This is a genomic window from Gordonia amicalis (assembly GCF_022059885.1).
GTDB classification, from domain to species: Bacteria; Actinomycetota; Actinomycetes; order Mycobacteriales; family Mycobacteriaceae; genus Gordonia; species Gordonia amicalis.
In genome coordinates this window covers 2,160,722-2,181,313 of sequence record NZ_CP091855.1, presented here as the reverse complement: position 1 = coordinate 2,181,313, position 20,592 = coordinate 2,160,722, and the positions used below count along the sequence as shown (strand labels likewise).

21 protein-coding genes, 1 tRNA gene and 1 pseudogene are annotated in these 20,592 nt (G+C 68.0%); 7 read left to right on the top strand and 16 right to left on the bottom strand.

The features are described 5' to 3' along the window. Positions 1-34 precede the first annotated feature (34 nt). Complete coding sequence (locus tag IHQ52_RS10050) at positions 35-862, top strand: maleylpyruvate isomerase family mycothiol-dependent enzyme (protein WP_396349732.1); 828 nt, start codon at positions 35-37, stop codon at positions 860-862. Positions 863-970: 108 nt separating this feature from the next. Here IHQ52_RS10050 and IHQ52_RS10045 read toward each other — a convergent pair whose 3' ends face one another. Both IHQ52_RS10045 and IHQ52_RS10040 read right to left on the bottom strand, forming a co-directional pair. Then, positions 971-2,512 (bottom strand): DEAD/DEAH box helicase, encoded by a 1,542-nt coding sequence (locus IHQ52_RS10045; RefSeq protein WP_006437112.1) that lies wholly within the window; start codon positions 2,510-2,512, stop codon positions 971-973. A gap of 287 nt (positions 2,513-2,799) precedes the next feature. Next, positions 2,800-3,363, bottom strand: coding sequence for a helix-turn-helix domain-containing protein (locus tag IHQ52_RS10040; RefSeq protein WP_006437113.1), 564 nt, complete (start codon positions 3,361-3,363; stop codon positions 2,800-2,802). Between the two features lie 57 nt (positions 3,364-3,420). Here IHQ52_RS10040 and IHQ52_RS10035 point away from each other — a divergent pair, with 57 nt between their 5' ends. Together IHQ52_RS10035 and IHQ52_RS10030 are read left to right on the top strand one after the other, a co-directional pair. Then, positions 3,421-4,143: an AzlC family ABC transporter permease gene (locus tag IHQ52_RS10035; RefSeq protein WP_006437114.1), complete on the top strand. Its 723-nt coding sequence runs from the start codon at positions 3,421-3,423 to the stop codon at positions 4,141-4,143. Then, a complete protein-coding gene (locus IHQ52_RS10030; protein WP_006437115.1) occupies positions 4,140-4,463 on the top strand; it encodes an AzlD domain-containing protein in 324 nt (107 codons plus the stop codon). The genes IHQ52_RS10035 and IHQ52_RS10030 overlap by 4 nt, the downstream gene beginning before the upstream one ends. Before the next feature lie 10 nt (positions 4,464-4,473). Here the strand turns inward: IHQ52_RS10030 and IHQ52_RS10025 are convergent, their stop codons facing one another. After that, positions 4,474-5,232, bottom strand: coding sequence for an SDR family NAD(P)-dependent oxidoreductase (locus IHQ52_RS10025; protein WP_236577645.1), 759 nt, complete (start codon positions 5,230-5,232; stop codon positions 4,474-4,476). On the opposite strand from IHQ52_RS10025, the gene IHQ52_RS10020 reads away from it, so the two are divergent. Continuing rightward, complete coding sequence (locus IHQ52_RS10020) at positions 5,119-5,874, top strand: TetR/AcrR family transcriptional regulator (protein WP_236577649.1); 756 nt, start codon at positions 5,119-5,121, stop codon at positions 5,872-5,874. The two genes, IHQ52_RS10025 and IHQ52_RS10020, sit on opposite strands and share 114 nt — an antisense overlap. Before the next feature lie 30 nt (positions 5,875-5,904). On the opposite strand, the gene IHQ52_RS10015 is transcribed toward IHQ52_RS10020, so the two are convergent. From IHQ52_RS10015 to IHQ52_RS10005, 3 genes and pseudogenes are all read right to left on the bottom strand, one after another. Next, positions 5,905-7,290, bottom strand: a complete 1,386-nt coding sequence (locus IHQ52_RS10015; protein WP_051995417.1) for an HNH endonuclease signature motif containing protein — start codon at positions 7,288-7,290, stop codon at positions 5,905-5,907. 137 nt (positions 7,291-7,427) lie between these two features. Then, positions 7,428-8,717, bottom strand: coding sequence for a family 1 glycosylhydrolase (locus tag IHQ52_RS10010; RefSeq protein WP_006437119.1), 1,290 nt, complete (start codon positions 8,715-8,717; stop codon positions 7,428-7,430). 56 nt (positions 8,718-8,773) lie between these two features. After that, positions 8,774-9,720, bottom strand: a pseudogene (locus tag IHQ52_RS10005) (esterase/lipase family protein). 220 nt (positions 9,721-9,940) lie between these two features. Here IHQ52_RS10005 and IHQ52_RS10000 point away from each other — a divergent pair. Further along, positions 9,941-10,780: a mycofactocin-coupled SDR family oxidoreductase gene (locus tag IHQ52_RS10000; RefSeq protein WP_006437121.1), complete on the top strand. Its 840-nt coding sequence runs from the start codon at positions 9,941-9,943 to the stop codon at positions 10,778-10,780. A gap of 48 nt (positions 10,781-10,828) precedes the next feature. Here the strand turns inward: IHQ52_RS10000 and IHQ52_RS09995 are convergent, their stop codons facing one another. From IHQ52_RS09995 to IHQ52_RS09985, 3 genes are all read right to left on the bottom strand, one after another. Continuing rightward, complete coding sequence (locus IHQ52_RS09995; RefSeq protein WP_096273497.1) at positions 10,829-11,266, bottom strand: hypothetical protein; 438 nt, start codon at positions 11,264-11,266, stop codon at positions 10,829-10,831. Positions 11,267-11,431: 165 nt separating this feature from the next. Further along, entirely contained in the window at positions 11,432-11,857 is a 426-nt protein-coding gene (locus tag IHQ52_RS09990) for a DUF5994 family protein (protein WP_024500018.1), read from the bottom strand. A 284-nt stretch (positions 11,858-12,141) separates the two neighbouring features. Beyond that, positions 12,142-12,214, bottom strand: a tRNA-Ala gene (locus IHQ52_RS09985). A gap of 90 nt (positions 12,215-12,304) precedes the next feature. Between IHQ52_RS09985 and IHQ52_RS09980 the strand changes: the two genes are divergently transcribed. Continuing rightward, a complete protein-coding gene (locus tag IHQ52_RS09980; protein ID WP_238064234.1) occupies positions 12,305-13,054 on the top strand; it encodes a hypothetical protein in 750 nt (249 codons plus the stop codon). A 4-nt stretch (positions 13,055-13,058) separates the two neighbouring features. Here IHQ52_RS09980 and sepX read toward each other — a convergent pair whose 3' ends face one another. The 5 genes from sepX to IHQ52_RS09955 all read right to left on the bottom strand — a co-directional run bounded on the left by sepX (position 13,059) and on the right by IHQ52_RS09955 (position 18,019). After that, entirely contained in the window at positions 13,059-14,159 is a 1,101-nt protein-coding gene (gene sepX / locus IHQ52_RS09975) for a divisome protein SepX/GlpR (protein ID WP_238064233.1), read from the bottom strand. A gap of 126 nt (positions 14,160-14,285) precedes the next feature. Further along, positions 14,286-14,933: an SIMPL domain-containing protein gene (locus IHQ52_RS09970; protein ID WP_096273491.1), complete on the bottom strand. Its 648-nt coding sequence runs from the start codon at positions 14,931-14,933 to the stop codon at positions 14,286-14,288. 14 nt (positions 14,934-14,947) lie between these two features. Next, a complete protein-coding gene (locus IHQ52_RS09965) occupies positions 14,948-15,604 on the bottom strand; it encodes a GNAT family N-acetyltransferase (RefSeq protein WP_096273489.1) in 657 nt (218 codons plus the stop codon). Positions 15,605-15,678: 74 nt separating this feature from the next. After that, on the bottom strand, positions 15,679-16,983 hold the full coding sequence (gene glp, locus IHQ52_RS09960) for a molybdotransferase-like divisome protein Glp (protein ID WP_006436216.1): 1,305 nt from the start codon (positions 16,981-16,983) through the stop codon (positions 15,679-15,681). 94 nt (positions 16,984-17,077) lie between these two features. Continuing rightward, on the bottom strand, positions 17,078-18,019 hold the full coding sequence (locus tag IHQ52_RS09955) for a UTP--glucose-1-phosphate uridylyltransferase (protein ID WP_006436215.1): 942 nt from the start codon (positions 18,017-18,019) through the stop codon (positions 17,078-17,080). A 133-nt stretch (positions 18,020-18,152) separates the two neighbouring features. On the opposite strand from IHQ52_RS09955, the gene IHQ52_RS09950 reads away from it, so the two are divergent. Next, positions 18,153-18,731 (top strand): 5-formyltetrahydrofolate cyclo-ligase, encoded by a 579-nt coding sequence (locus IHQ52_RS09950; RefSeq protein WP_174324720.1) that lies wholly within the window; start codon positions 18,153-18,155, stop codon positions 18,729-18,731. A gap of 84 nt (positions 18,732-18,815) precedes the next feature. On the opposite strand, the gene IHQ52_RS09945 is transcribed toward IHQ52_RS09950, so the two are convergent. Both IHQ52_RS09945 and nhaA read right to left on the bottom strand, forming a co-directional pair. After that, positions 18,816-19,142, bottom strand: a complete 327-nt coding sequence (locus IHQ52_RS09945; RefSeq protein ID WP_081474318.1) for an FmdB family zinc ribbon protein — start codon at positions 19,140-19,142, stop codon at positions 18,816-18,818. 111 nt (positions 19,143-19,253) lie between these two features. Continuing rightward, positions 19,254-20,480 (bottom strand): Na+/H+ antiporter NhaA, encoded by a 1,227-nt coding sequence (gene nhaA / locus IHQ52_RS09940; protein WP_006357816.1) that lies wholly within the window; start codon positions 20,478-20,480, stop codon positions 19,254-19,256. Positions 20,481-20,592: the final 112 nt, after the last annotated feature.

Sequence of the window (20,592 nt, the reverse complement as noted above, 5' to 3'; positions counted from 1 at the left end):
CACGTCGCAGTGCGCACGAGTACTCTTGCGCCTCATGTGGGGGGACGAACCACGCGTGACGGGGATGTTCTCGAGGTTTGATTACACCGACGCCGCGCTGACCACCGGGGAACGTTTTCTGAAACTCGTCGAGGGGGTCGACGAGCCGGAGACGCGTCTGCCGGACATGCCGGGCTGGACGCTGGTCGACTGCCTGGGGCACGTTGCCCTAGCGCCGGCCCGGTTTCTCGCGCTCGCGCGCGGCGAGGGCGAATGGTGCCGACAGGCGATCGACGTCCCGGATTTCAACGCGAAACAGATCGCGAACCTGCCGACCCGTGACGTCTCGGTGCTGGCACGCCAGCTGAGAGAGGGTCTCGACATCCTGGTCGACACCGTCTCGCATTTCAATGCACAGGTACCGAAGATGCGGTTCGACGGCGACCGGCTCATCCGGGCCGACGCCGCGCTGGGCATCCTCATCGGCGAGTTCGTGGTGCACGGGCACGACATCGCGCGTGCGGTGGGCGCGCGGTGGTGGGTCGAGCCCGACGTGGTGCTGATGATCATCCGCGGCCGACAGCAGGTGCTGCCGAGCTGGGTGGACCCGACGGCAGCGGCGGGACACGACGGCACCTATGACATCCGATTGCGCGGGTGTTCGGAGCGCTACCTCTACGAGTTCACCGACGGTGAGCTGACCATCAACCCCGACGATCCCCGACGCGCCGAAGTCCACGTCAGCGTCGACCCCGCCGCGGCGCTGCTGATCGGTTACGGCCGGCTCTCCCCCACGTGGGCGGCGCTGACCGGCCGGGCATTCGCATGGGGAAGCAAGCCGTGGCTTGCGCCACGGCTTGCTCAGAAGTTCTTACCCGCCTGATTCAGCGGTTGGTTCGGTTCAGCGGTTGGTCGGCGAACCGGCCGGACGGCTGGCGCGACGTCCGCCCTGCGAACGTCCACCCGCACGATGCTGGTCGCCGGAACGGGGCTAAGCCGCCGAGCGACCCTGTCCTGCCGAACGGGACTGACCGGCGGAGCGGCCGTCGGAGGCACGCTGTCCACCCGACCGGCGCTCGCCCCCGCGGCTCTCGCCGCCCTGACCGCGTGCCCCGCCACGGCTCTCACCGCGGGCGGCGCCATTGCCGCGACCTTCGCCGCGAGCACGCCCCGGGTGTCCGCCGCGGCGACCACCCTGCGAACGACCGCCTTGCGAACGACCACCCTGCGAACGACCACCCTGGCCACCACCACGGGCTGCCTCGGCGGCCGCGCGCTCGGCAGCCGACACGCGGGGGGCCCGCTCGCCGACGAGCTCGTCGACGGCGCCGGCCTTGGCGTCGACCTGCTTCGGGGTGACCTTGATCTTGGCCTTGCGGAGCAGCTGCGAGACCTCCCGACGCTGCTCGGGCAGGCACACGGTGACGACGTCACCGGAGCTGCCGGCGCGCGCGGTGCGGCCCGAACGGTGCAGGTAGGCCTTGTGCTCGGCGGGCGGATCGACGTGGACGACCAGCTCGATGCCGTCGACGTGCACACCGCGGGCGGCGACGTCGGTGGCCACGAGGACGCGCACGTCTCCCTCACCGAAGGCGGCGAGGTTGCGATCGCGCTGGGCCTGACTGAGGTTGCCGTGCAGGTCGACGGCCGGGATGCCCTGTTCGCTCAGCTTCTTGGCGAGCTTCTTGGCCTGATGCTTGGTGCGCATGAACAGGATTCGGCGGCCGGCGCCGGAAGCGAGTTCGGCGACGAGGTCGGCCTTGCCCGCCGACGACACCTCGAACACGTGATGGGTCATGGCGGCGACCGGCGACTCGGCGGAGTCGACCGAATGCAGGACCGGGTTGTCGAGGAAGCGCTTGGCCAGCTTGTCGACGCCGTTGTCGAGGGTTGCCGAGAACAGCATCCGCTGACCCTCCGCCGGGGTGGCGGCGAGGAGCTTGGTGACGACCGGGAGGAAGCCCAGGTCGGCCATGTGATCGGCCTCGTCGATGACGGTGATCTCCACCTCGTCGAGCTTCACGATGCCCTGGCGCATGAGGTCTTCGAGGCGTCCCGGGCAAGCGACGACGATGTCGACGCCGCGGCGGAAGGCCTGTTCCTGGCGGGTCTGCTTGACGCCGCCGAAGACGGTGGTGACGGTGAGGCCGACGGCGGCCGCGAGCGGCTCGACGACAGCCGCGATCTGGGTGGCCAGTTCACGGGTCGGCGCCAGGATGAGGCCGGTGGGGGCACCGACGTAGCGCTTGACCTGCATCTCGGCGAGTCCGGCGACCAGCGGGATGGAGAAGGCGAGGGTCTTGCCCGAGCCGGTCTTGCCGCGGCCGAGGACGTCCTTGCCGTCGAGGGTGTCGGGCAGGGTGTCGGCCTGGATCGGGAAGGCGTCGGCCTTGCCCTGCGATGCCAGAACCTGGACCAGTTTTGTTGGTACGCCGAGGGATTCGAAGGAAACCTGGGGAGCGGTGGTGTCGGCGGGAGTGGTGTCGGCGACCTGGTTTGCAGGTGCCGAGGGGGTCTCGAGGACAGCAGTCATTATGTGAGCAGAGCTCTTCCTGTGCGTGGCACGCGAGCAGGACGACAGTTCACTGCCGATGGTCGGTGCCGATGGCGAACACGCGGGTACGCGGGCTCGTTCGCCGTATGAAGTCAATGGCAGGCGGTGGACATCTGAAGTCCGACCCGGCGACCACCTGAGTGGGCCCCGACCTGCGAGAGAAGCGTTCTACGACGCGTTGATGCAACCCGTCATGGGTGCAACACTGCGATCGACACTACGCGCCGGTAACGAAAGAAGCGAATCGTTGTGACCGAGGTCGCGGCTCAGAACGTCTCGCTCAGCATGACGGCGACGGTGCCGGGTTCCAGCGCGTCGAAGACATGCTCGACGTCACCGGGATAGGAGATGTAATCCCCGGGGCCGAGTTCTTCGGCGGCGTCACTCGGCCCCAGCCGTGCACGCCCGGCGCTGATGACCACGTGTTCAACGACGCCGCGCGCATGCGGCGCGGAAACCCGCGGCTTGCCGGGTTCTGCCCGGATGACATACATGTCGCGTCGGGAGCCGGGCGCGGCGGTCGACAGCAGGGTGGCCGAGTAATCGGCGTCTGCGGCGGGGATGAGGGGCCCCTCCCCGAACCGGATCACCTCGACGGTCGGCGCGGGTGAGTCCAGCAGCGCCGAGAACTGCACGCCGAGTGCCGTGGACAGCGACCACAGCGTCTCGACGCTGGGGTTCCCCTCGCCCGATTCGAGCTGGGACAGGGTCGACTTCCCGATACCCGCACGACGCGCCAGCTCGGTGAGCGACAGTCCGGCACGTGCACGTTCGCGCTTCAGCGACGCGGCGACCAGCGCTTTCGGGTTCACCTGCCGAGATTCGTTCATCAAACCGTCCGATCGTCCATCTTGACGAACACCTGTTGTGTGTTCACTATGATAGTCATGCGTTCGGCATGGAGAACAATCGATTCGGCGACCCTGCGCGCCGTCGTCGTGATGTGCCTGTCGGTACTCGTGATCGGCGCGTCGTACGGGGTCGCGGCCCACAGCGCCGGCCTCGCCCTCTGGCAGATCGTGCTCATCGCAACCGTCGTGCTCGCCGGGTCGTCAGAGTTCGTCTTCGTCGGCGTCCTGGCCGCCGGGGGCGTCCCTGTTGTCGCCGCCCTCGCCGGACTCCTGGTCGTCAACACCCGCAACTTCGGGTACGGGCTCGCGGTGGGCAAACACCTGCGCGGGCTCCCGGAGGCCTTCCTCGGAGCACACCTGATCAACGACGAGACGGCCGCGATGACCACCGCGGAATCCGAGCCGCGGCGCGCCCGTGCGGCATTCCTGCTGTGCGGCTTGGGAATACTCATCTGCTGGCCGGTCGGAGCCGGGCTGGGTGCCCTCCTCGGGAGCAGCGTCGCGAGTCCTGAAGCGCTGGGACTCGACGCCGCATTCCCCGCTCTGCTTGCCGCGCTTGCCATTCCGGCCTTGCGGACGCGCGCCACCTGGGCAGCGGTCGCCGTCGGGGGTGCCGTCGCGGTGGCCTCGACGCCGTTCCTGCCCGCCGGTTTGCCGATCCTGTGCGCACTGGCCGGATTCGCCGCCGTCGAAGCAGCCCGGCGGCTGCGGCCCCCGCCGCTCGAGCCGTGTCGAAACCACAGTGAGGCACCCCGATGATCTCCGAATTCTCCCTCGGCATCGGAATCGCCGTCCTCGCTGTCGGCACCTACCTGATCCGGCTGGCCGGGCCGCTCCTCCGCAACCGTCTCACGGTGTCGGCGACCGCGGAGAAGCTGATGGATCGGGCCCCCGTGGTGTTGCTCGTGGCGGTGGCGCTGACCGGGGCCGTATTCGCCGGTCACGACTTCGCCGGCTGGGCACGGCCCGCGGGCGTGGCCGTCGGCGTCCTCACGGCCGTCCTGCGCGCGCCGATCGCGGTCGTGGTCATCCTCGCCGCCGCGACCGCCGCTGGCCTCCGCGCGCTCGGCCTCCCCTGAGCCGACCTCGTCAGGCATGCGCCTGGGCCGCGTACTCGCGTGCGCGCCGATCGAGAACCACGGCGACCTGGGACGGCGCGTCCTCGCCGATCAGGAGTCTCAGACGGCCTGGTTCCGGGTCGGCGATATGCGCGACGAGACGCTCGGCGACCGCGGCGGGCGAGGTGCCTCCGCCGGTAGCCCCTGGATCATGGGGCCAGGGCACAGCGGCGGTGCCGAGGCGCTCGGCGCGGATGGCGTCGTACACGTTCTTCGGCTGACTGAATCGCATACTGCCCGTGGCCCATTCCGTATCCATGGACCCGATCTCGGCGATGGTGACTCGTACCCCGAACGCTGCCACCTCGTCGGCAAGGGCTTCACTGAAGCCTTCGAGTCCCCACTTGGCGGCGTTGTACAGCCCGAAGAACGGCATCGCGCCCACACCTCCCACCGAGGAGATCTGAACGATGTGCCCAGAACGCTGCTCTCGCATGACGGGCAACGCTGCCTGACTCATCCACAACGGACCGAGTAGGTCTGTGTCGATGATGGCTCGCGCCTCGCCTTCATCGACCTCCTCGATGGCCCCGACCAACCCGTAGCCCGCGTTGTTGACCAGGACATCCAGCCGGCCGCATTCGGCGACAGCCCGTTCCACGGCGACATGGCAGGCCTGCCTGTCGGTTACGTCGACCCGGAGAACAGTCAGTCGAGGGTCAGTGATGGGAAATTCGACCCGTCGCGTGGTGGCGACGACGTTGTGTCCTGCCTCGAGTGCTCGACGCACAAGTGCCAACCCAAGGCCCTGTCCGGCTCCGGTGATCATCCACGTCTGTGTTCTGGTCATGCGCCCATTCAAACACAAACGAGACGCTGCGTCTCGTTTTATAGTGGACCAGTGCCGCATCTACGAACCGTGAAGAAAGTCCATGCCGCAGTGTTGCGGCTTGCGCTGCGCGCCGGACCGACGGCGCTGACCATGGAGGGGATCGCGGCCGAAGCCGGCGTGGGCAAGCAGACCCTGTACCGCAACTGGCCCTCGGTCACGGCGATCGTGTTCGACGCGCTCGCCCACGACAGCACCCCTCCCCCGGAGAGACCCGCAGATACGTCGGTCACGGCTGCACTCAGCGCGGCCGTCGAGGAGATCTCGACCGAACCGCGGCGTTCTCTACTCCGGTCGCTGGCCGCCTCGATCCAGACCGACGATGCGGTGGCGCAAGAATTTCAGGAGCGGCTCCTTGCGCCTCAGCTTGCCCAGATGCGGGAACTCGTCCGTGGCGAGGGCGCGCGAGACCCTGTCCGGGTCACCGAAATGCTTCTCGCCCCGATCTTCTACCGCTGGTTCATGCAGCTGCCTCAGTTCGACGACGCGGCGCTTTCGGAACACGTCCGAGCCGTGATGGCATTCGACCGGCAGCGAGATTGAGGGAGGTGGGTCGGCGGCCGCGCTGAGCGGTCAGGCGGCGACAGCGGCTGCGTTGCGCTCCTTCCATTCCCACACCGCGTAGATCACCTCGGTCGCATACCCGAGCTCGAGCCTCCCGCCACCGACCGGCACCGTCGCATCCGAGGCGACATCAGCATTGGGCCTCCACTGTCCCGGTGCCCGCATCGACGGAGCCACATCGATCGGTGCCCCGTCCGGCCAGTGAAACGAAAACCGTTGCCCGCCATGCGCAGCGATACCAAACTCACCCCGATGCAACGCCCGATGACACGACCCACACAACAAAATAAGATTATCCGGATCCGTCGCCCCACCCGCCGACCACAACACCACATGATGAGCATGCAAATGCCGCGTCCGCTCACACCCCGGCATCTGACAACACCGATCCCGCACAAACAGCGCCTTCACCAGCGCCTTGTTCGGCGCCCGCTTCTTTCGACCCAACCCCAACAACGCCAACCTCCCCGGACGACCAGACACCCTCGCAGACAACACCTCACGCCTCGCCGCACCACACGACGCCTCCCCCACCTCCGCCGCCGACAACGCCGGACCATCATCGAGATGCGCACTCTCCACACCGTCGCCGGCATGGATCAGGATCTCCGCCCCCGGCGCAAGATCGGGCATCGCGATCCCCTCATGCACCATGTCCGCCATCGCCACCACCGCCGGCGCCACATTCGACGGCACATGCCGCCACAAATCCCGCCGATTCGCCGGCCGAACCTCCGAATCGGGCTCACCCGACACCGTCTCGAGCGCACCCGCAGCGTTCCGCGGAACACCCGCCGGCACCGGCAGATCGTCGTCGCTCACCGTGCGGGTGCGTTCATACTCCGCCCGCACCGCCCCCGCCAGAAACCGCGCACCGTCCAGCGGCGTGAACCGCAACGACACCGACAACGTCCCATCGGCATTCCACTTCCACCGCCCCGCCGACTCCCGCGGCGCCACCGGCTCATCCGTCCCGTTCGCCGCATCGATCTGACGCATCGCCCGCACCGCCCGCTCCACCTGCGACGCCGTGCACGACAACGCCAAATTCACCAACTCCTGCTCCCGCACGTCAGTCGCCACCCGCGTCAACGCCCGCACCTTCGAATACGACAGCCGCCCCTGCGCGAACGCCGCACGGATCACCGGCAACCCCCGCAACGCCCGCGCCACCCGCACCTGCTCATGCGCCGTGCGCTGAGTGATCCCCGCTTTCCACGACAACCACTGCGCCAACGATGAAATCCCCGGCCCCGACCACGACCGCCGTTCCTCCAACACCGCCACATGCGCAAAGAACTGGGCCGTCAACGCGGTGATCTGCGCCGCGTACCCGATCACCCGTGCCTCCAGCACCTCATCAGCCAACGACGACGGATCCGCACCATCGAACATCGACGCCACACCCTCACCACGCAACACCGAAACAGACACCCCAACCCCCCGCTGTTCGAACAGATATACGAACAACCTAGCCCCGCCCACCGACAACCCGCAGGTCACCGAGACCCGAGTGTTCCGCGGAACACTACTCAGCGGACGACAGCCGGGTCGGCGCAGCTGTCCGGAACGTCGACCAGTGAGCACGGCACCGGCATCCGCGTCGGCCGGTAATCGGCAGGCACTCCCCCGGCCCGCGTGATCTCCCGGTAAGCGGCGACGCCGTCGGTGGGACGCCGTGTCAGCGACGGGTCTCGCCGGACGTCGACGGTGAACAGACCGAAGCGCGAGTCGAAATCGCCCCACTCGTAGTTGTCGGTGAGACTCCAGTAGTTGTAGGACTTCACGGGGATGCCGTCCTGCTTGGCCCGCTGCAGCCAGTACACCGTGTCACGAAGGTGGTCCGAACGCCGATAACCGTCGGGGCGTCGGCCGGCCGGATCGGTGGCCAGCCCGTTCTCGATCACCCGGATCGGCTTGCCCGGGAACTGCCCCGCCACGTGGCGGAGCACGTAATAGATGCTCTCGGGCGCCTGTGAGCTCTTCCAGAACTCGCCGAGTGCACCGTAGGCCACCGACGCATCGGTAACCGAGAACGAGTAGTAGTGGTCGACGCCGACGAAGTCCAGGGTGTCGCGCATCCGTTGCGGGAAAATCGATTCCAGCCACGGCTGGAGTCCGGCGATCGGATAGTAGGCGAAGTTCGACGACACCTCCGCGCCCGGCTGGACCCGATGGATGTGCCGGTAGACGGCCCGATGCGCCGCGACGATCCCGTCGACCATCCGGCCCAGGTTCTGTGGCGAGACCCCGCCGTACTGGAGTTCGCGCCGAACGTACTCGGTCGGTTCGTTGAACGTGATCCACAGCGGGTCGGCCCAGGCATACCGGTCGACGACCCGGGAGGCGAACGCCACCATGTCGTCGGCCATTCCGGGGCGATTCCACCCGCCGAGATCCACCGCCCAGCCAGGATGTACCCAGTGGTTGAGCGTGATCATCGGTCGCATGCCGGCGTCGACGACTTTGCGGATCACCCTGTCGTAGAACGCCCAGCCCGCCGGATCATCGTGTCCGCGTGTCGGTTCCACCCGCGACCACTCGACCGACGTGCGGTAGATCCCGACACCGAGCGACGCGGCCCGGTCGATGTCCTCGGCGTGACGATGGTAGAAGTCGACGGCGTTGCCGACCGGATCCTCGACCTTGCCCTGCTTGCCGTACCGCAGCCAGTTCGAGTCCCGGTTGTATCCCTCGGACTGGAAGCCGGATTGGGCGACGCCGAAATCGAAGTCCGGACCGAGCGGCGGAACCGCGGCTCGCGCCGGCGAGGAGACACCGACGGGCAGCAACAGCACTGCGGCAAGCGCGATCACGAGCACGGCGGACACCCGCGGTAGACGCCGAACGCCGGGACGGAAGGGTTCGTGCACGACGGTCAGAACGGGCTACCCGTGAACGGTGCGACCCGCTCGCACGGCACGCGTCGAGGGTGCTCGGGATCGAGCGCGTTCAGCACGAAGTACGCCGTTCGCCGCGACCCCGCCATACCCGCATGCTCGGTGTAGTCGACCGACATCCCTCCTGCACAACGATGTTGCGGACATTCGATCCACCTGGCGGAAGTCCGTACCAGTACGGCACCACCAGTTCATCGTGGCGCGTGGCGATGTTGGTGTACTCGATGCCCGGCAGGTAGTAGCCACCCTCGGCGACCCTACGCAGGAACGCGGCACCGGGGTCGAGGTCGAAACACGCCTGGCACAGGGGAACCTGCTCGGGCCGGACACCGAGACCGCGTACGAACGGGCCGATGGCATCGGCGCCGGCGACGGTCGTCCCCCGCCACACGGGTGCCAGCGAGACGTACTTGTCGATGTTGTGTTGGCCACCGAGATACTTGGCGTAGTACGCCGGCACCACGGTCCCCTGGGAATGTCCGACGATGTCGACCTTCGACGCGCCGGTGGCGCGACGCACCTTGGTGACGAAGCCGCCCAGTTCGCGTGCACTCTCCGACATCAGGCCCATCCCGCCGATCGCACTGATCGGCCACGGGGCGCCCTTGAGCGCGCCGTAGGTGGGCGTGAAGACGCAGTATCCCTCGTTCTTCAGCAGCGGGACGTAGGTTCCCCAGTTGGTCTGCTGCGATCCGCCCGTCCCGTGTACGAGGATGACCGGGTGGGGGTGACGCGTCGACGGCTTGCAGTTCCAGTCGTTCGCGCCGGGCAGCGAACCACCCGGGTCGGTGAGTTCACCGGGGATTCCGGAGAGGAAGTTGTAGGTAACCGGCAATGTGTCTGCCCGCGCGGGCGTGGCGGTGGCGACCAACACCCCGGCCAGCGCCGCCACGACCAGCCCCAACAGCAGCTTCGAGGACCTCATCGCTGAGAAACTAACAAAGACCTGCGGACCTGGGTGGGCGTTTACCCAGACCGGTTGCCGGACTCCCCGTCAACAGGAACCGACCGGCCCGAACGCGCCGATCTCGAAGACCGCCCCCGCGCCCATTGGTCGGGTGAGGACGTCCACACCGTGGCACGATGAGAGGTCTACGGGAAGCCATGCGGTCATGCGCCTAGGACCAGATGAGGATCACGCAGACATGACGAGCACATACGACGGCCAGGTAGCACTGATCACCGGCGCGGCCCGCGGCCAGGGCCGCAGCCACGCGGTCGCCTTCGCCGAACGCGGGGCCGACGTCGTCCTCTGCGACCGCTGCGAGGACAGCCCCGCGGTCGGTTATCCGCTGGCCACCGAGCCCGATCTGGCCGAGACCGCGCGTCTGGTCGCCGCCACCGGCCGCAGATGCATCTCCGTCCGGGCCGACACCGCCGACCGCGCCGCGATGGATGCGCTGGTCGCACAGGCGCATTCGGAGTTCGGCCGCATCGACATCGCGGTCGCCAACGCGGGCGTGTCGGTCGCGGCACCTGTGCAGTCGATGAGCTCCGGCCAGTGGGCGGAGGTCATCTCCTCCAATCTGACCGGTGTCTTCAACACGGTCGGCGCGGTGGCGGGCGGGATGATCGAACGCGACTACGGACGGATCGTCACCATCTCGTCGATGCTCGGCCGGGCCGGTAACACCAACATGGCGGGGTATGCGGCATCCAAATGGGGTGTCATCGGTTTCACCAAGAGCGCGGCCCTCGACCTCGCCGGTCACGGCATCACCGTCAACGCCATTGCGCCCGGGAACATCTCGACGCCGATGATCCACAACGAGGCGCTGTACTCGATGATGCGCCCGGACCTGCAATCCCCCACGATCGACGACGTCGCGCCCGTCTTCGAATCTCTCCATGCACAACCGGTCCCCTGGCTGGAGGCCGCGGAGATCACCCGGGTCGTGCTGTTCCTGACCGAGCCGGACAACGCTCACATCAGCGGTGCCGTGATCCCGGTCGACGCCGGAAACGCCGCGCGCGTCACCGGCTGACGCGCATCTCCGGTCACGGTCGCCGAGGCATCACGCGTCCAGATGAGGTCACACGGTGTTTTCCTCGTCGCGATGGCGGAAGTCGCGCACGGTCGCGACGGCCGACGCGAGGACGAGAACGAAGCCGGTCACCAATAGTGTCACCGCGACGTAGTGCATGACGCTCTCGTAGTGGCCGAGGTCGAATTGCTCGGCCGCGATTCGGAATCCGACCACGACGAGCCAGGCGAGGAACGCCATCGTGAGCGTCCGACGCTGAAAGACCGCACTGCGACGCCGATGCTCGTGCTCGGCGAGATCGTCGATGGCGGCGAGGACGATTCCGCTCATCCGCGTGTGTACCGGCGTCTCGGGCGACAGCTTGGCCAGGATGTCGACCTTCTGGGACAGCTTCTGGTGCCGGTCGTTGGCGTCGAGTCGCGCGATGACCGCTCCGATCATCGCGACCAGCAGCGTCCCGGCGAAGGTGAGCATCGCGGCGGTCATAGGCGGAAACCTACAGCGACCCGGGCTCGGAAGGCGGCCGAAACCGCAGCACTCCCCGCCACGACGGACCGCTGCGTCCCGGGTGGCGGAGACCGGAAAGCGCCCTCCACGCGATGAACGACGACGATAGGTCGCTCGGATGTGCCCGAGTTCGAACCTCAGGGATCAGGACGTGGACAGCGACCGGCGAGCGAGCTCCAGAATCCGCTCCGCACGACGGTATTCCAGCGAATGCAGCTGACTGTCCGGGGACACGGTGTTGCTCGCCTGACGCAGCAGGATCGCTGCCAGGGACGACACGGTTCGCGGGGGGATGACCAGCAGGGTCACCTCGATCCCCTTCGCGGTCAGAGTCATCAACGGCGGTGTCGCGGGCGAGTCGGGCGAATCCAGGCCGGGGTATCGGCGGAAGCTCTGCCAGTTGACGTCGATGCCGGTCACCTCGCCGATCTGTGGTCGCGCGGCGGCGAGGACGCCGGGCAACTCGTCGGCGAGCTGGACCGTGTACGGGTACCAGGCGCCGCCGATCGCCACTGACGGATCGACGCCGAACCGCACTCGAGGCGGACCCAGAAGCGGCGGGGCGCTCATCGAAGGGCCCCCACGGCCGGGACGATGAAACCACGCGAGACGGGACTCACATTTGCCACCTGACATGCTCACCAGACGGAAAACGGTCTGTCTGACACCGGAGACGCCGACAGCGGCCTGTCGGATGTTCGATCCGGATGTCTTCGACATTACCCCGGCCGTGCTCCGAGCCGTCGACCGGCGCGGACATCCGATCGTCGGCGCCCAAACGTCGGCTCCCAAACGACAGCGCCCAAAACGACAGCGAGGGCGGCCCCGGCGTGCGCCGGAGCCCTCGGACTCTGTGGAGCTAAGGGGAATCGAACCCCTGACCTACTCGATGCGAACGAGTCGCGCTACCAACTGCGCCATAGCCCCGGAGGGTCGCATTGCGACCAGCCGGGAGCCACTTTAGCAGCCCCACCGCGCGGGATCCCAAACGCCTGGACCCATGGCTAGGCTGGGTCGGTGTCTCAGATGTCTGATCAGCAGTTGGCCGGTGTTCTCAACAATGTCGTGGGGGTGATCAACCCGGTCCTCGACGTGCTCGCCGAACGGGACCCGCTCGACCTCAAGGAACACACCTTCCACGACGACGACCACCCGGATTCCCGCCTCCAGCAGGCCCGGCACGCCGCGGCGAAGCTCCTCGACGTCGCCGACTGGCCCGGCACCAAGGGCTGGGGCGAACGGCCGATGCACAAGCGCGCGAGCTGGTGGGTGACCCGCATCGGCACGCTGAACACCGGTGCGGTCGCCTTCCCCGGTGTCTTCGGCGTCTGGGCGAAGCGCCTGCCGGTCACGCCTTATCTGGGGTTCGCCAACCAGGCGATGGTGCTCGTCGCGATCGCCCGCGAGTACGGGGTCACCGAGCGCGGTCGCCAGGTCGCGCTCCTGGCGTCGGTGCTGTGCGGACGGGACATCTCCACGCCTGACGTCGACGCGGAATCCGGTGCCGCACTATCCACCGACCCGGACGAGCGCAAGAAGTCGCTGTTCCGCGGTATCTGGGACGCCGCGAAGCTGCTCCGAGCGGTCGATGACGAGTTCGAGAAGCGTCCCCAGCCGATGGTGCTGTTCCGGATGCTCGGGTACATCCCGGTGATCGGCGCACCGGCGACCTATGTCGGTGAGCGGTTTGCCCTCTCGACGGCCGCCAGACGCGGCCAGGCCTGGCTGGAGTCGCACGGCAGGGCGTCGCTGACCAAAGGCAGCTGAAAGGTCAGCCGACCCGGCGGTACTCCACGTCCTCGCGGTCCATGCGGCGACGCTGGAACGGGGGCAGGTGATCGAAGACGGGGTCCTCGTCGTCGATCTCGAGAACCACTGCGCCACCGGGACGTCGCAGGCGCGGGGGCGGCGGTGCGGCGGCGAACTCGGGCACCGCGGCGGCGCGTCGACGACGCTCCTCCTCAGCGCGCTGCGCACGCTTGGCACGGGCAAGCCGCTGGGCCCGGATCTGCTGCTCCACCTTCACGGCCCGACGCAGGTATGCGAGGTAGCCGACCAGCATCAGCCCGATCACACCGGTGGCGACCCAACCAGTCGTCCCGATGAGGAACCCGGACACCACTGCCAGGATCAGCAGCGCGAACAGGCCGAGAGTGACCCGCTGACGCTCGCGATACTTCAGCTCGCGTTCCTTCTCCGAGGAGTAGACGCTGCGGCGACCCCGCCCGGACTGTGCGGTGTGCGCAGCCGGACGCTCGTCCTCCAGCTCGTCGACGACCGTTTCCGGCTCGTCCTCGGTGTGCCGGGACGCACGGGCGTAGTCGTCGTATTCGTCCTCGTCGAGATCGTCGGTCGCGTCCTCGTACTCGGCGGCCTCTGAATCGTCCTCGTACTCGGCCTCTTCGGAATCCTCGTACTCGGCTTCGTCGTCTGTGTCGTCGGCCTCGACGTCGTCGGCGGCGTCGGCGTGGGCGTGGGCGTCGGCGGTCAGATCGTCGTCGGCGGCGTCGTCGGCGTTATCGGAGGCCTCGACCGTCGGCTTCTCGACCTCGACGTCCCCGACGCTCTGGACCTTCGTCGTGTCGTCGGCATCGTCGGTCTGGGTGTCGTCCTCGGTCTCGTCGACGACGGCGGTGGCGGTCGCGGCCGTCTTACGCGTCGACTTCCAGGACGGGTCGTGCGGATGGCGAGCCGACGAGCGGCGTCGCGCGGTCGACGGTGCCGTCGCTCGCGCTCCACCACGGTGGAGCAGTCGCGTCTTCTTCGCGGCCTCAGTGGACTTGAGGATCTGGGGACGACCCTTGATCACCATGGGGACCAGCACGAAGAGCCAGACCGCGACGAGACAAACCCACAGTACGGAGTTGGGCATGCGACTCTCCCTTCATTCACTCTGGTCACACGAGGCCACTCCACAATCTAGGGCCCGAAAGTCCCAGTTCCACGCCGACGCGCCGTAGCGCGGTCATGTCGACGCGGATTCACACGCCACTCTCAGTCACTCAGCGCGGAACCGCGCGTCGACCGCGACGTCGATCTCGATGTCGTCGGCCCGCAGTTCCAGACTCGGCGCCGAACCCGCGACGGCGGCACCCATCAATCGCGCACGCGGCGACGCGACGTGGTCGACCATGTCGGGGTCGGACAGGAGTGTCGGTGTCACCGGTCCGCGGCCCACGGCGTCGGAGTAGGCCTGCGCCTTGGCAATTGCGTCCTCGACCGCCTCCCGGCGCAGTTCACGTTCGTGTGCGCGACGGCTGGCCTCGTGCACGTCCCAACGGACGCCGTCGATCGTCACCCCCTCCTCGCCCGACCAGGTGTCGATGAACTCCGACAGCTTCTCGAAGTCGCCGAACTCGGCATCGAGACGAATACGGGTGTTGTACATCGGTTCCCGTGACTCGCCCTCGTTGGTGTAGGGCCGGTACGAGTACACCCGTACCGATTCGGCGGTCCACCGGTTGACCGCGCCGGCCGCTTCGAGTTCGCCGAGGGCGTCGGTGATCCTGGAATGCAGCGTCACCGCAGACTCGTACACCGCAGACTTCACCGGGCCTTCGAGATGGACGGCGATGTCGATGACGCCACGTTCTGGGGCGTAGCGGCCGCGCGCGTTGCCGCGAACCACGATTTCCAGCTCGCTCACGGCGCATAGCCTTTCTACTGGAATGTCGCCCGGCCCGAACGGACCAGCGCCTCGGCCGCGGAGCCGACGACCTCCTCGGCCGTCAACGCGAACAACATGTGGTCGCGCCAGCGCTTGTTGACGTCCATGTACCGGACCAGCAGGCCCTCCTGCCGAAAACCGATGTTCTTCAACACCTTCTGCGAGGCGTCGTTGGCCGGCTGCACGGTCGCGTCGAGCCGGTGCAGGCCGACCGGACCGAAGCAGTGATCCACGCCCAGAGCGACAGCTGCCGTCGCGATGCCCTTCCCGGAATGCGTGTCGTCGACCCAGTAGCCGATCCACGCGCTGCGCACGGCTCCGCGCTGAATGTTGCCGACGGTCAGCTGCCCCACGTACTGGCCGTCGAGTTCGATCACGAACGGCAGGATCGTGCCGCGCTTGGCCTCGGATTTCAGCACCGCGAACAACGGCGGCCACGAACCGGGCTGATGCCGGTCGGCCCAGCTCCCGACGCCGGTCGGTTCCCAGGGCAACAACGAATTCTGATTACGGATGCGCAGTTCGCTCCAGGTCTTGCCGTCCCGCATCTTCACCGGGCGCAGCGTGACCGTTCCGGCCCTGGTGCGCAGCGGTCCCAGGGACGCCGGCCAGCCCGGACTCCCCTCACCGCCACTCAACCACCTGAACACGAGATGACAGTTTAGGCGCAATCACAGGATCCCCCGCATGAGACCTGCGTCTCGCGGAGAGTCGCGCTCCGCGGTCAGCCGCGCTGGGCGAGGAAGGCGACCTCGACCTCGTCGCCGGTGCTCATCTCTTCGACGTCGGGGTCGACCATGATGAGGCAGTTCGCCTCGGCGAGTTCGGCCAGCAGATGCGACGAGCCGGTCGGCGACGCACCGAGCACCTGAACCAGGTAGTCCCCGGTCCGCTCGTCCCGCATGAGCTGTCCGCGGAGGTACCCTTTGCGGCCGCGCACCGACGCGATCGGCCCGATGGTGCGGGCCTTGATGACCCGGCGCATCGGCTGCCGCTTGCCCAGCGCGATACGGATCAGCGGCCGCACCATCACCTCGAAGGTCACCAGCGCGCTCACCGGGTTCGCCGGCAGCAGGAAGGTCGGCACCTCGTCGCGACCGAGCCGGCCGAAGCCCTGCACCGATCCCGGATGCATGGCCACCCGGACGATCTCGAGCTCACCGAGATCGGCGAGGGCGTCGGCGATGGCCTTCGACGCGCTACCGCCGACCGCGCCGCAGATCACCACGATCTCGGAGCGGATGAGCTGCGCCTCGACCACCTCTCGCATGCGGGAGGCGTCGCGCTCGGCGATGCCGACCCGGTTGACGTCGGCGCCGGCGTCGCGCGCCGCCGCGGCGAGCGCATAGCTGTTGACGTCGTAGATCTGCCCTGGCCCGGGAGTGCGATCGATGTCGACGAGCTCACTGCCGACCGAGATCACCGACAGCCGCGGGCGCGGGTGGACCATCACGCGCGCCTGCCCCACCGCAGCCAGCAGACCCACCTGGGCGGGACCGATGATCGCGCCGGCACGGACCGCGACGTCACCGGGCTGGACGTCGTCCCCGACCCGTCGGACATAGTTGCCGCTCTCGACGCCGTGCCCGATCTTCACCTTCTGGTCGCCGCCGTCGGTCCAGCGCAGCGGCACTACCGCGTCCGCGAGAGTCGGCATCGGCGCACCGGTCTCGACCCGGACGGCCTGTCGCGGCTGCAGCCGAGTGGGGGTCCGCGACCCCGGACCCACCTCTCCGACCACGGGCAGCGAGACGATCATCGGTTCGCCTGCCTCGAGGTCGACGAGTTCGGCGCCGTTCGCATCGAAATCCTCGAGATCCTCCGGCGCGACGACACCGGCGAGCGCCACATCGACGGCACGCACCGCGTAACCGTCGATGGCGGCCTGGTCGAAACCCGGCATCGGATGCTCGGTGACCACTTCCTCCGCGCACATCAGACCCTGCGCCTCGGAGATCGCGACGCGCACCGGCCGCGGCGCCACCGCGGCGGCGGTCACGAGCGTCAGATGATCTTCGACGGACCGCATCTCACCGCTCTTCCCGCACTGCTCGATACAACACAGGGAAACGTTATCGGGCGTGCGCGCCGGAACGGTCGAGGCGCGCGGAGGCCGCCGGCGATCAGCTCTCGGCCAGCCGCTTCTCCAGCCACTCACGCAGATCAGGCCCGTAATCGTCACGGTCGAGCGCGAAGTCGACCGCGGCCTTGAGGTAGCCACCCGGGTTGCCCAGGTCGTGGCGGGTGCCGCGGTGCACGACGACGTGCACCGGTTCGCCCTCTTCGATGAGCAGCGCGATCGCGTCGGTGAGCTGGAGTTCACCACCGGCACCCGGCTTGATCCGGCGCAGCGCGTCGAAGATCTTGCGGTCGAGGATGTAGCGTCCAGCGGCCGCGAGGTTCGACGGTGCGTCCTGCGGCTCGGGCTTCTCGACCATGCCCTTGAGCTTCATCACATTGGGATTGTTCGCATCCGGCAGCGGCTCGACGTCGAAGACGCCGTATGCGCTGATGCGGTCCTCGGGAACCTCGATCGCGCACAGTACCGAACCGCCCCGGCGCTGACGGGTACGTGCCATGACCTCCAGCACTCCACCGGGCAGGACGAGGTCGTCCGGCAACAGGACCGCGATGGCGTCCTCGTCGTCGTCGAGGAGGTTCTCGACGCAACCGACCGCATGACCGAGACCCAGAGGCTTCTCCTGGATCACCGAGGCGACCTCGAGGAGGTTCGGGGCCTTGCGGACCTTGGCGAGCATGGCCTCCTTGCCGCGCTTGGCGAGGGTGCTCTCCAGCACGAGGTCCTTGACGAAGTGGGCGACCACCCCGTCCTTGCCCGGGGAGGTGATGATCAGGAGCCGTTCGGCGCCGGCGGACTTGGCCTCCTCGGCGACCAGCTCGATGCCCGGGGTGTCGACCACCGGCAGCAACTCCTTGGGCACCGTCTTGGTGGCGGGGAGGAACCGCGTCCCCAGCCCGGCAGCCGGGACCACCGCGGTACGGGGGATCGGCGGAGTGTTGGGTACCGCCTCGTACTCACTGAAGCCTTCTTTGGACGCAGTCATGAATCCACCCTAGGACAGGTGTCCCCGGCCGGCCGGACGGACGGCAGTGACCCGGACCTCACCCGGATCGAGACCGTGGTCGGATACAGTTCGGTCGTCGGCGAGCCACCACGGGATGAAGGACGGACGCGTCGTGCGAACCCTGAAGGACCAACGGCGCGAGGAAGCCGCGAAACGCCGGTCGGCCATACCGAAGGCCGCGCGCGAGCGGGCTGCGGCAGACCTCGCCGAGTGGATACACACCTGCCCGTTCCGGCTCGAGTACGACGTCACGGTGGCCGCGTATGTGCCGGTCGGCGACGAGCCGGGATCGACGGCGATGCTCGACGCACTGCTCGATCGCGGCGTCACGGTGCTGCTCCCGGTGGTTCCCGCCGGCGAACCCGCACCGCTCGACTGGGCGCGATACACCGGTCCGGGATCGTTGTCGCCGGGGAGATGGGGCCTACTCGAACCCACCACCGACCGCCTCGGTGTCGCCGCGATCCGCGCGGCGTCGGTGATCCTGATCCCCGCCCTGTCCGTCGACAAGACCGGCGTCCGCCTCGGCCGTGGTGCCGGGTACTACGACCGCACGCTCGTGGGGCTGTCCGCAGAACTCGTCGCGGTGGTCTACGACGAGGAGTTCGTCGACTCCCTGCCGGCCGGCGATCACGATGTGGCCGTGGGCTGGGCGCTGACCCCCGGCGGCGGGTTCCAGGAACTCGGCTGAGACGACAGAACCCGGGCGGTGCGTCCGTCGCGTGACGGGTGAGCTCCTGCCCAGGTTCTGGTCTGAAGTTGTGCGCCCCGCGTGTCAGGCGGGCGTGGCGGCCTTGCTGTCGCTCTTGGTGGCGCTGCTCGAGCTCGACGAATCCGACGAGGTCGAGGAACTGCCGGACGTGGAGCTGCTCGACGACGAACTGTCCGACGACGAGGACGACGCGGCGTCCGAGGAGGACGAACCCGACCGCGAGTCGGTGCGGTAGAAGCCGCTCCCCTTGAACACGATGCCGACCGAGTTGAACAGCTTGCGCAGGCGACCTGTGCACTGCGGGCATTCGGTCAACGAATCGTCGGAGAACGACTGGACGATGTCGAACTTGTTGTCGCACTCCGTGCAGGCATACGAGTAGGTGGGCACCTGAACCTCCGAAAGTCAGTAAACGCTGACAAGTGTAACCGATTTTGGCACTCCCACATTCCGAGTGCTAACGCGGGTCCACCCAGCCCGCCCGGCGACCACTCCCGACCTCTATCCGCCGATCACGTCGCGGTTGACGTCGGGGATGTTGTCGCGGTTCATGTCGGCGTCGCGCGCCTGGTGCGCATCCCAGCGCAACAGGACCGCGGCGAGCACCGCGGAGATGAGCGAACCGGCCAGGATGGCCGCCTTGGCAGCCGCGGCGTGGTCGTCGGAGCCGCCCTCGAAGCTGAGTTCGGCGATGAGAAGCGCCACGGTGAAGCCGACGCCGGTGAGCATGCCGATCGGCAGCAGGTCCCGGATTCCGATGGCATCGGGCAGCCGTAACGGCGTGAACCTCGTCATCAGCCACGTCGATCCGAGGACGCCGACGAGTTTGCCGGCCACGAGTCCGAGCACGATGCCGATCGACACGGGCTGCACGATCGAGCCCTCACCGCCGATCACCGTCACGCCGGCGGCGGCGAAGGCGAAGACCGGGAGCGCGATCGCCGCGGAGTAGGGACGGACCGCCTCGTCGAGCCGTTCGGTGCGGGGGATCTTCTCGCCGCGGATGGCGACCGCGGGCACGGCGAAGCCGAGCAGCACACCCGCGACGGTGGCGTGCACGCCGGACGCGTGCATGAGGCCCCAGGCGACGAGGCCGACCGGGATCAGGAGCGGCCAGAGTTGCCACGACCGACGCACCAGCACGGCGAACACCGCGACCACCGCGATCGCGCCGCCGAGCATGACGAAGTCGATCTCGTCGGTGTAGAAGGTCGCGATCACGACGATGCCGAGCAGGTCGTCGACGACGGCCAGCGTGAGCAGGAACGTCCGCAACGGCAGTGGGAGGCCGCGACCGAAGATCGCGAGGACGGCGAGCGCGAAGGCGATGTCGGTGGCCGTCGGGATGGCCCATCCCCGAAGCCCCTCGGGGTCCCCCGCCGCGACGACGACCACGTAACAGAGCGCGGGCGTGACCATGCCGCCCACGGCGGCCGCGATCGGCACCCCGGCGAGCTTCACGTCGCGGAGGCTGCCGGCGACGAACTCGTGTTTGAGCTCCACACCGACCACGAAGAAGAAGATCGCCAGCAGTCCGTCGGACGCCCAGTGCGCCAGCGAGAGATGCAGATTCAGGGCTTCGGGACCGATCTCGGTGTGCAGCAGCGACGAGTAGCTCTCCCGCCACGGCGAATTGGCCCACACGACTGCGATGGCCGCCGCGATGAGCAGCAGCACGCCGCTGGTGGTGTCGAGAGCGGCCCACTGCCGCAGTCGGTCGCGTGTCATGGAACTCCTCTGTCCGCGGGGCACACGTACACGTGCCCTCTTCACGCCACCCTTCACCGGGCGGCGGCCGACCAGACTTCCCGGCACACCATGATTTGTTTCCGACGTCACC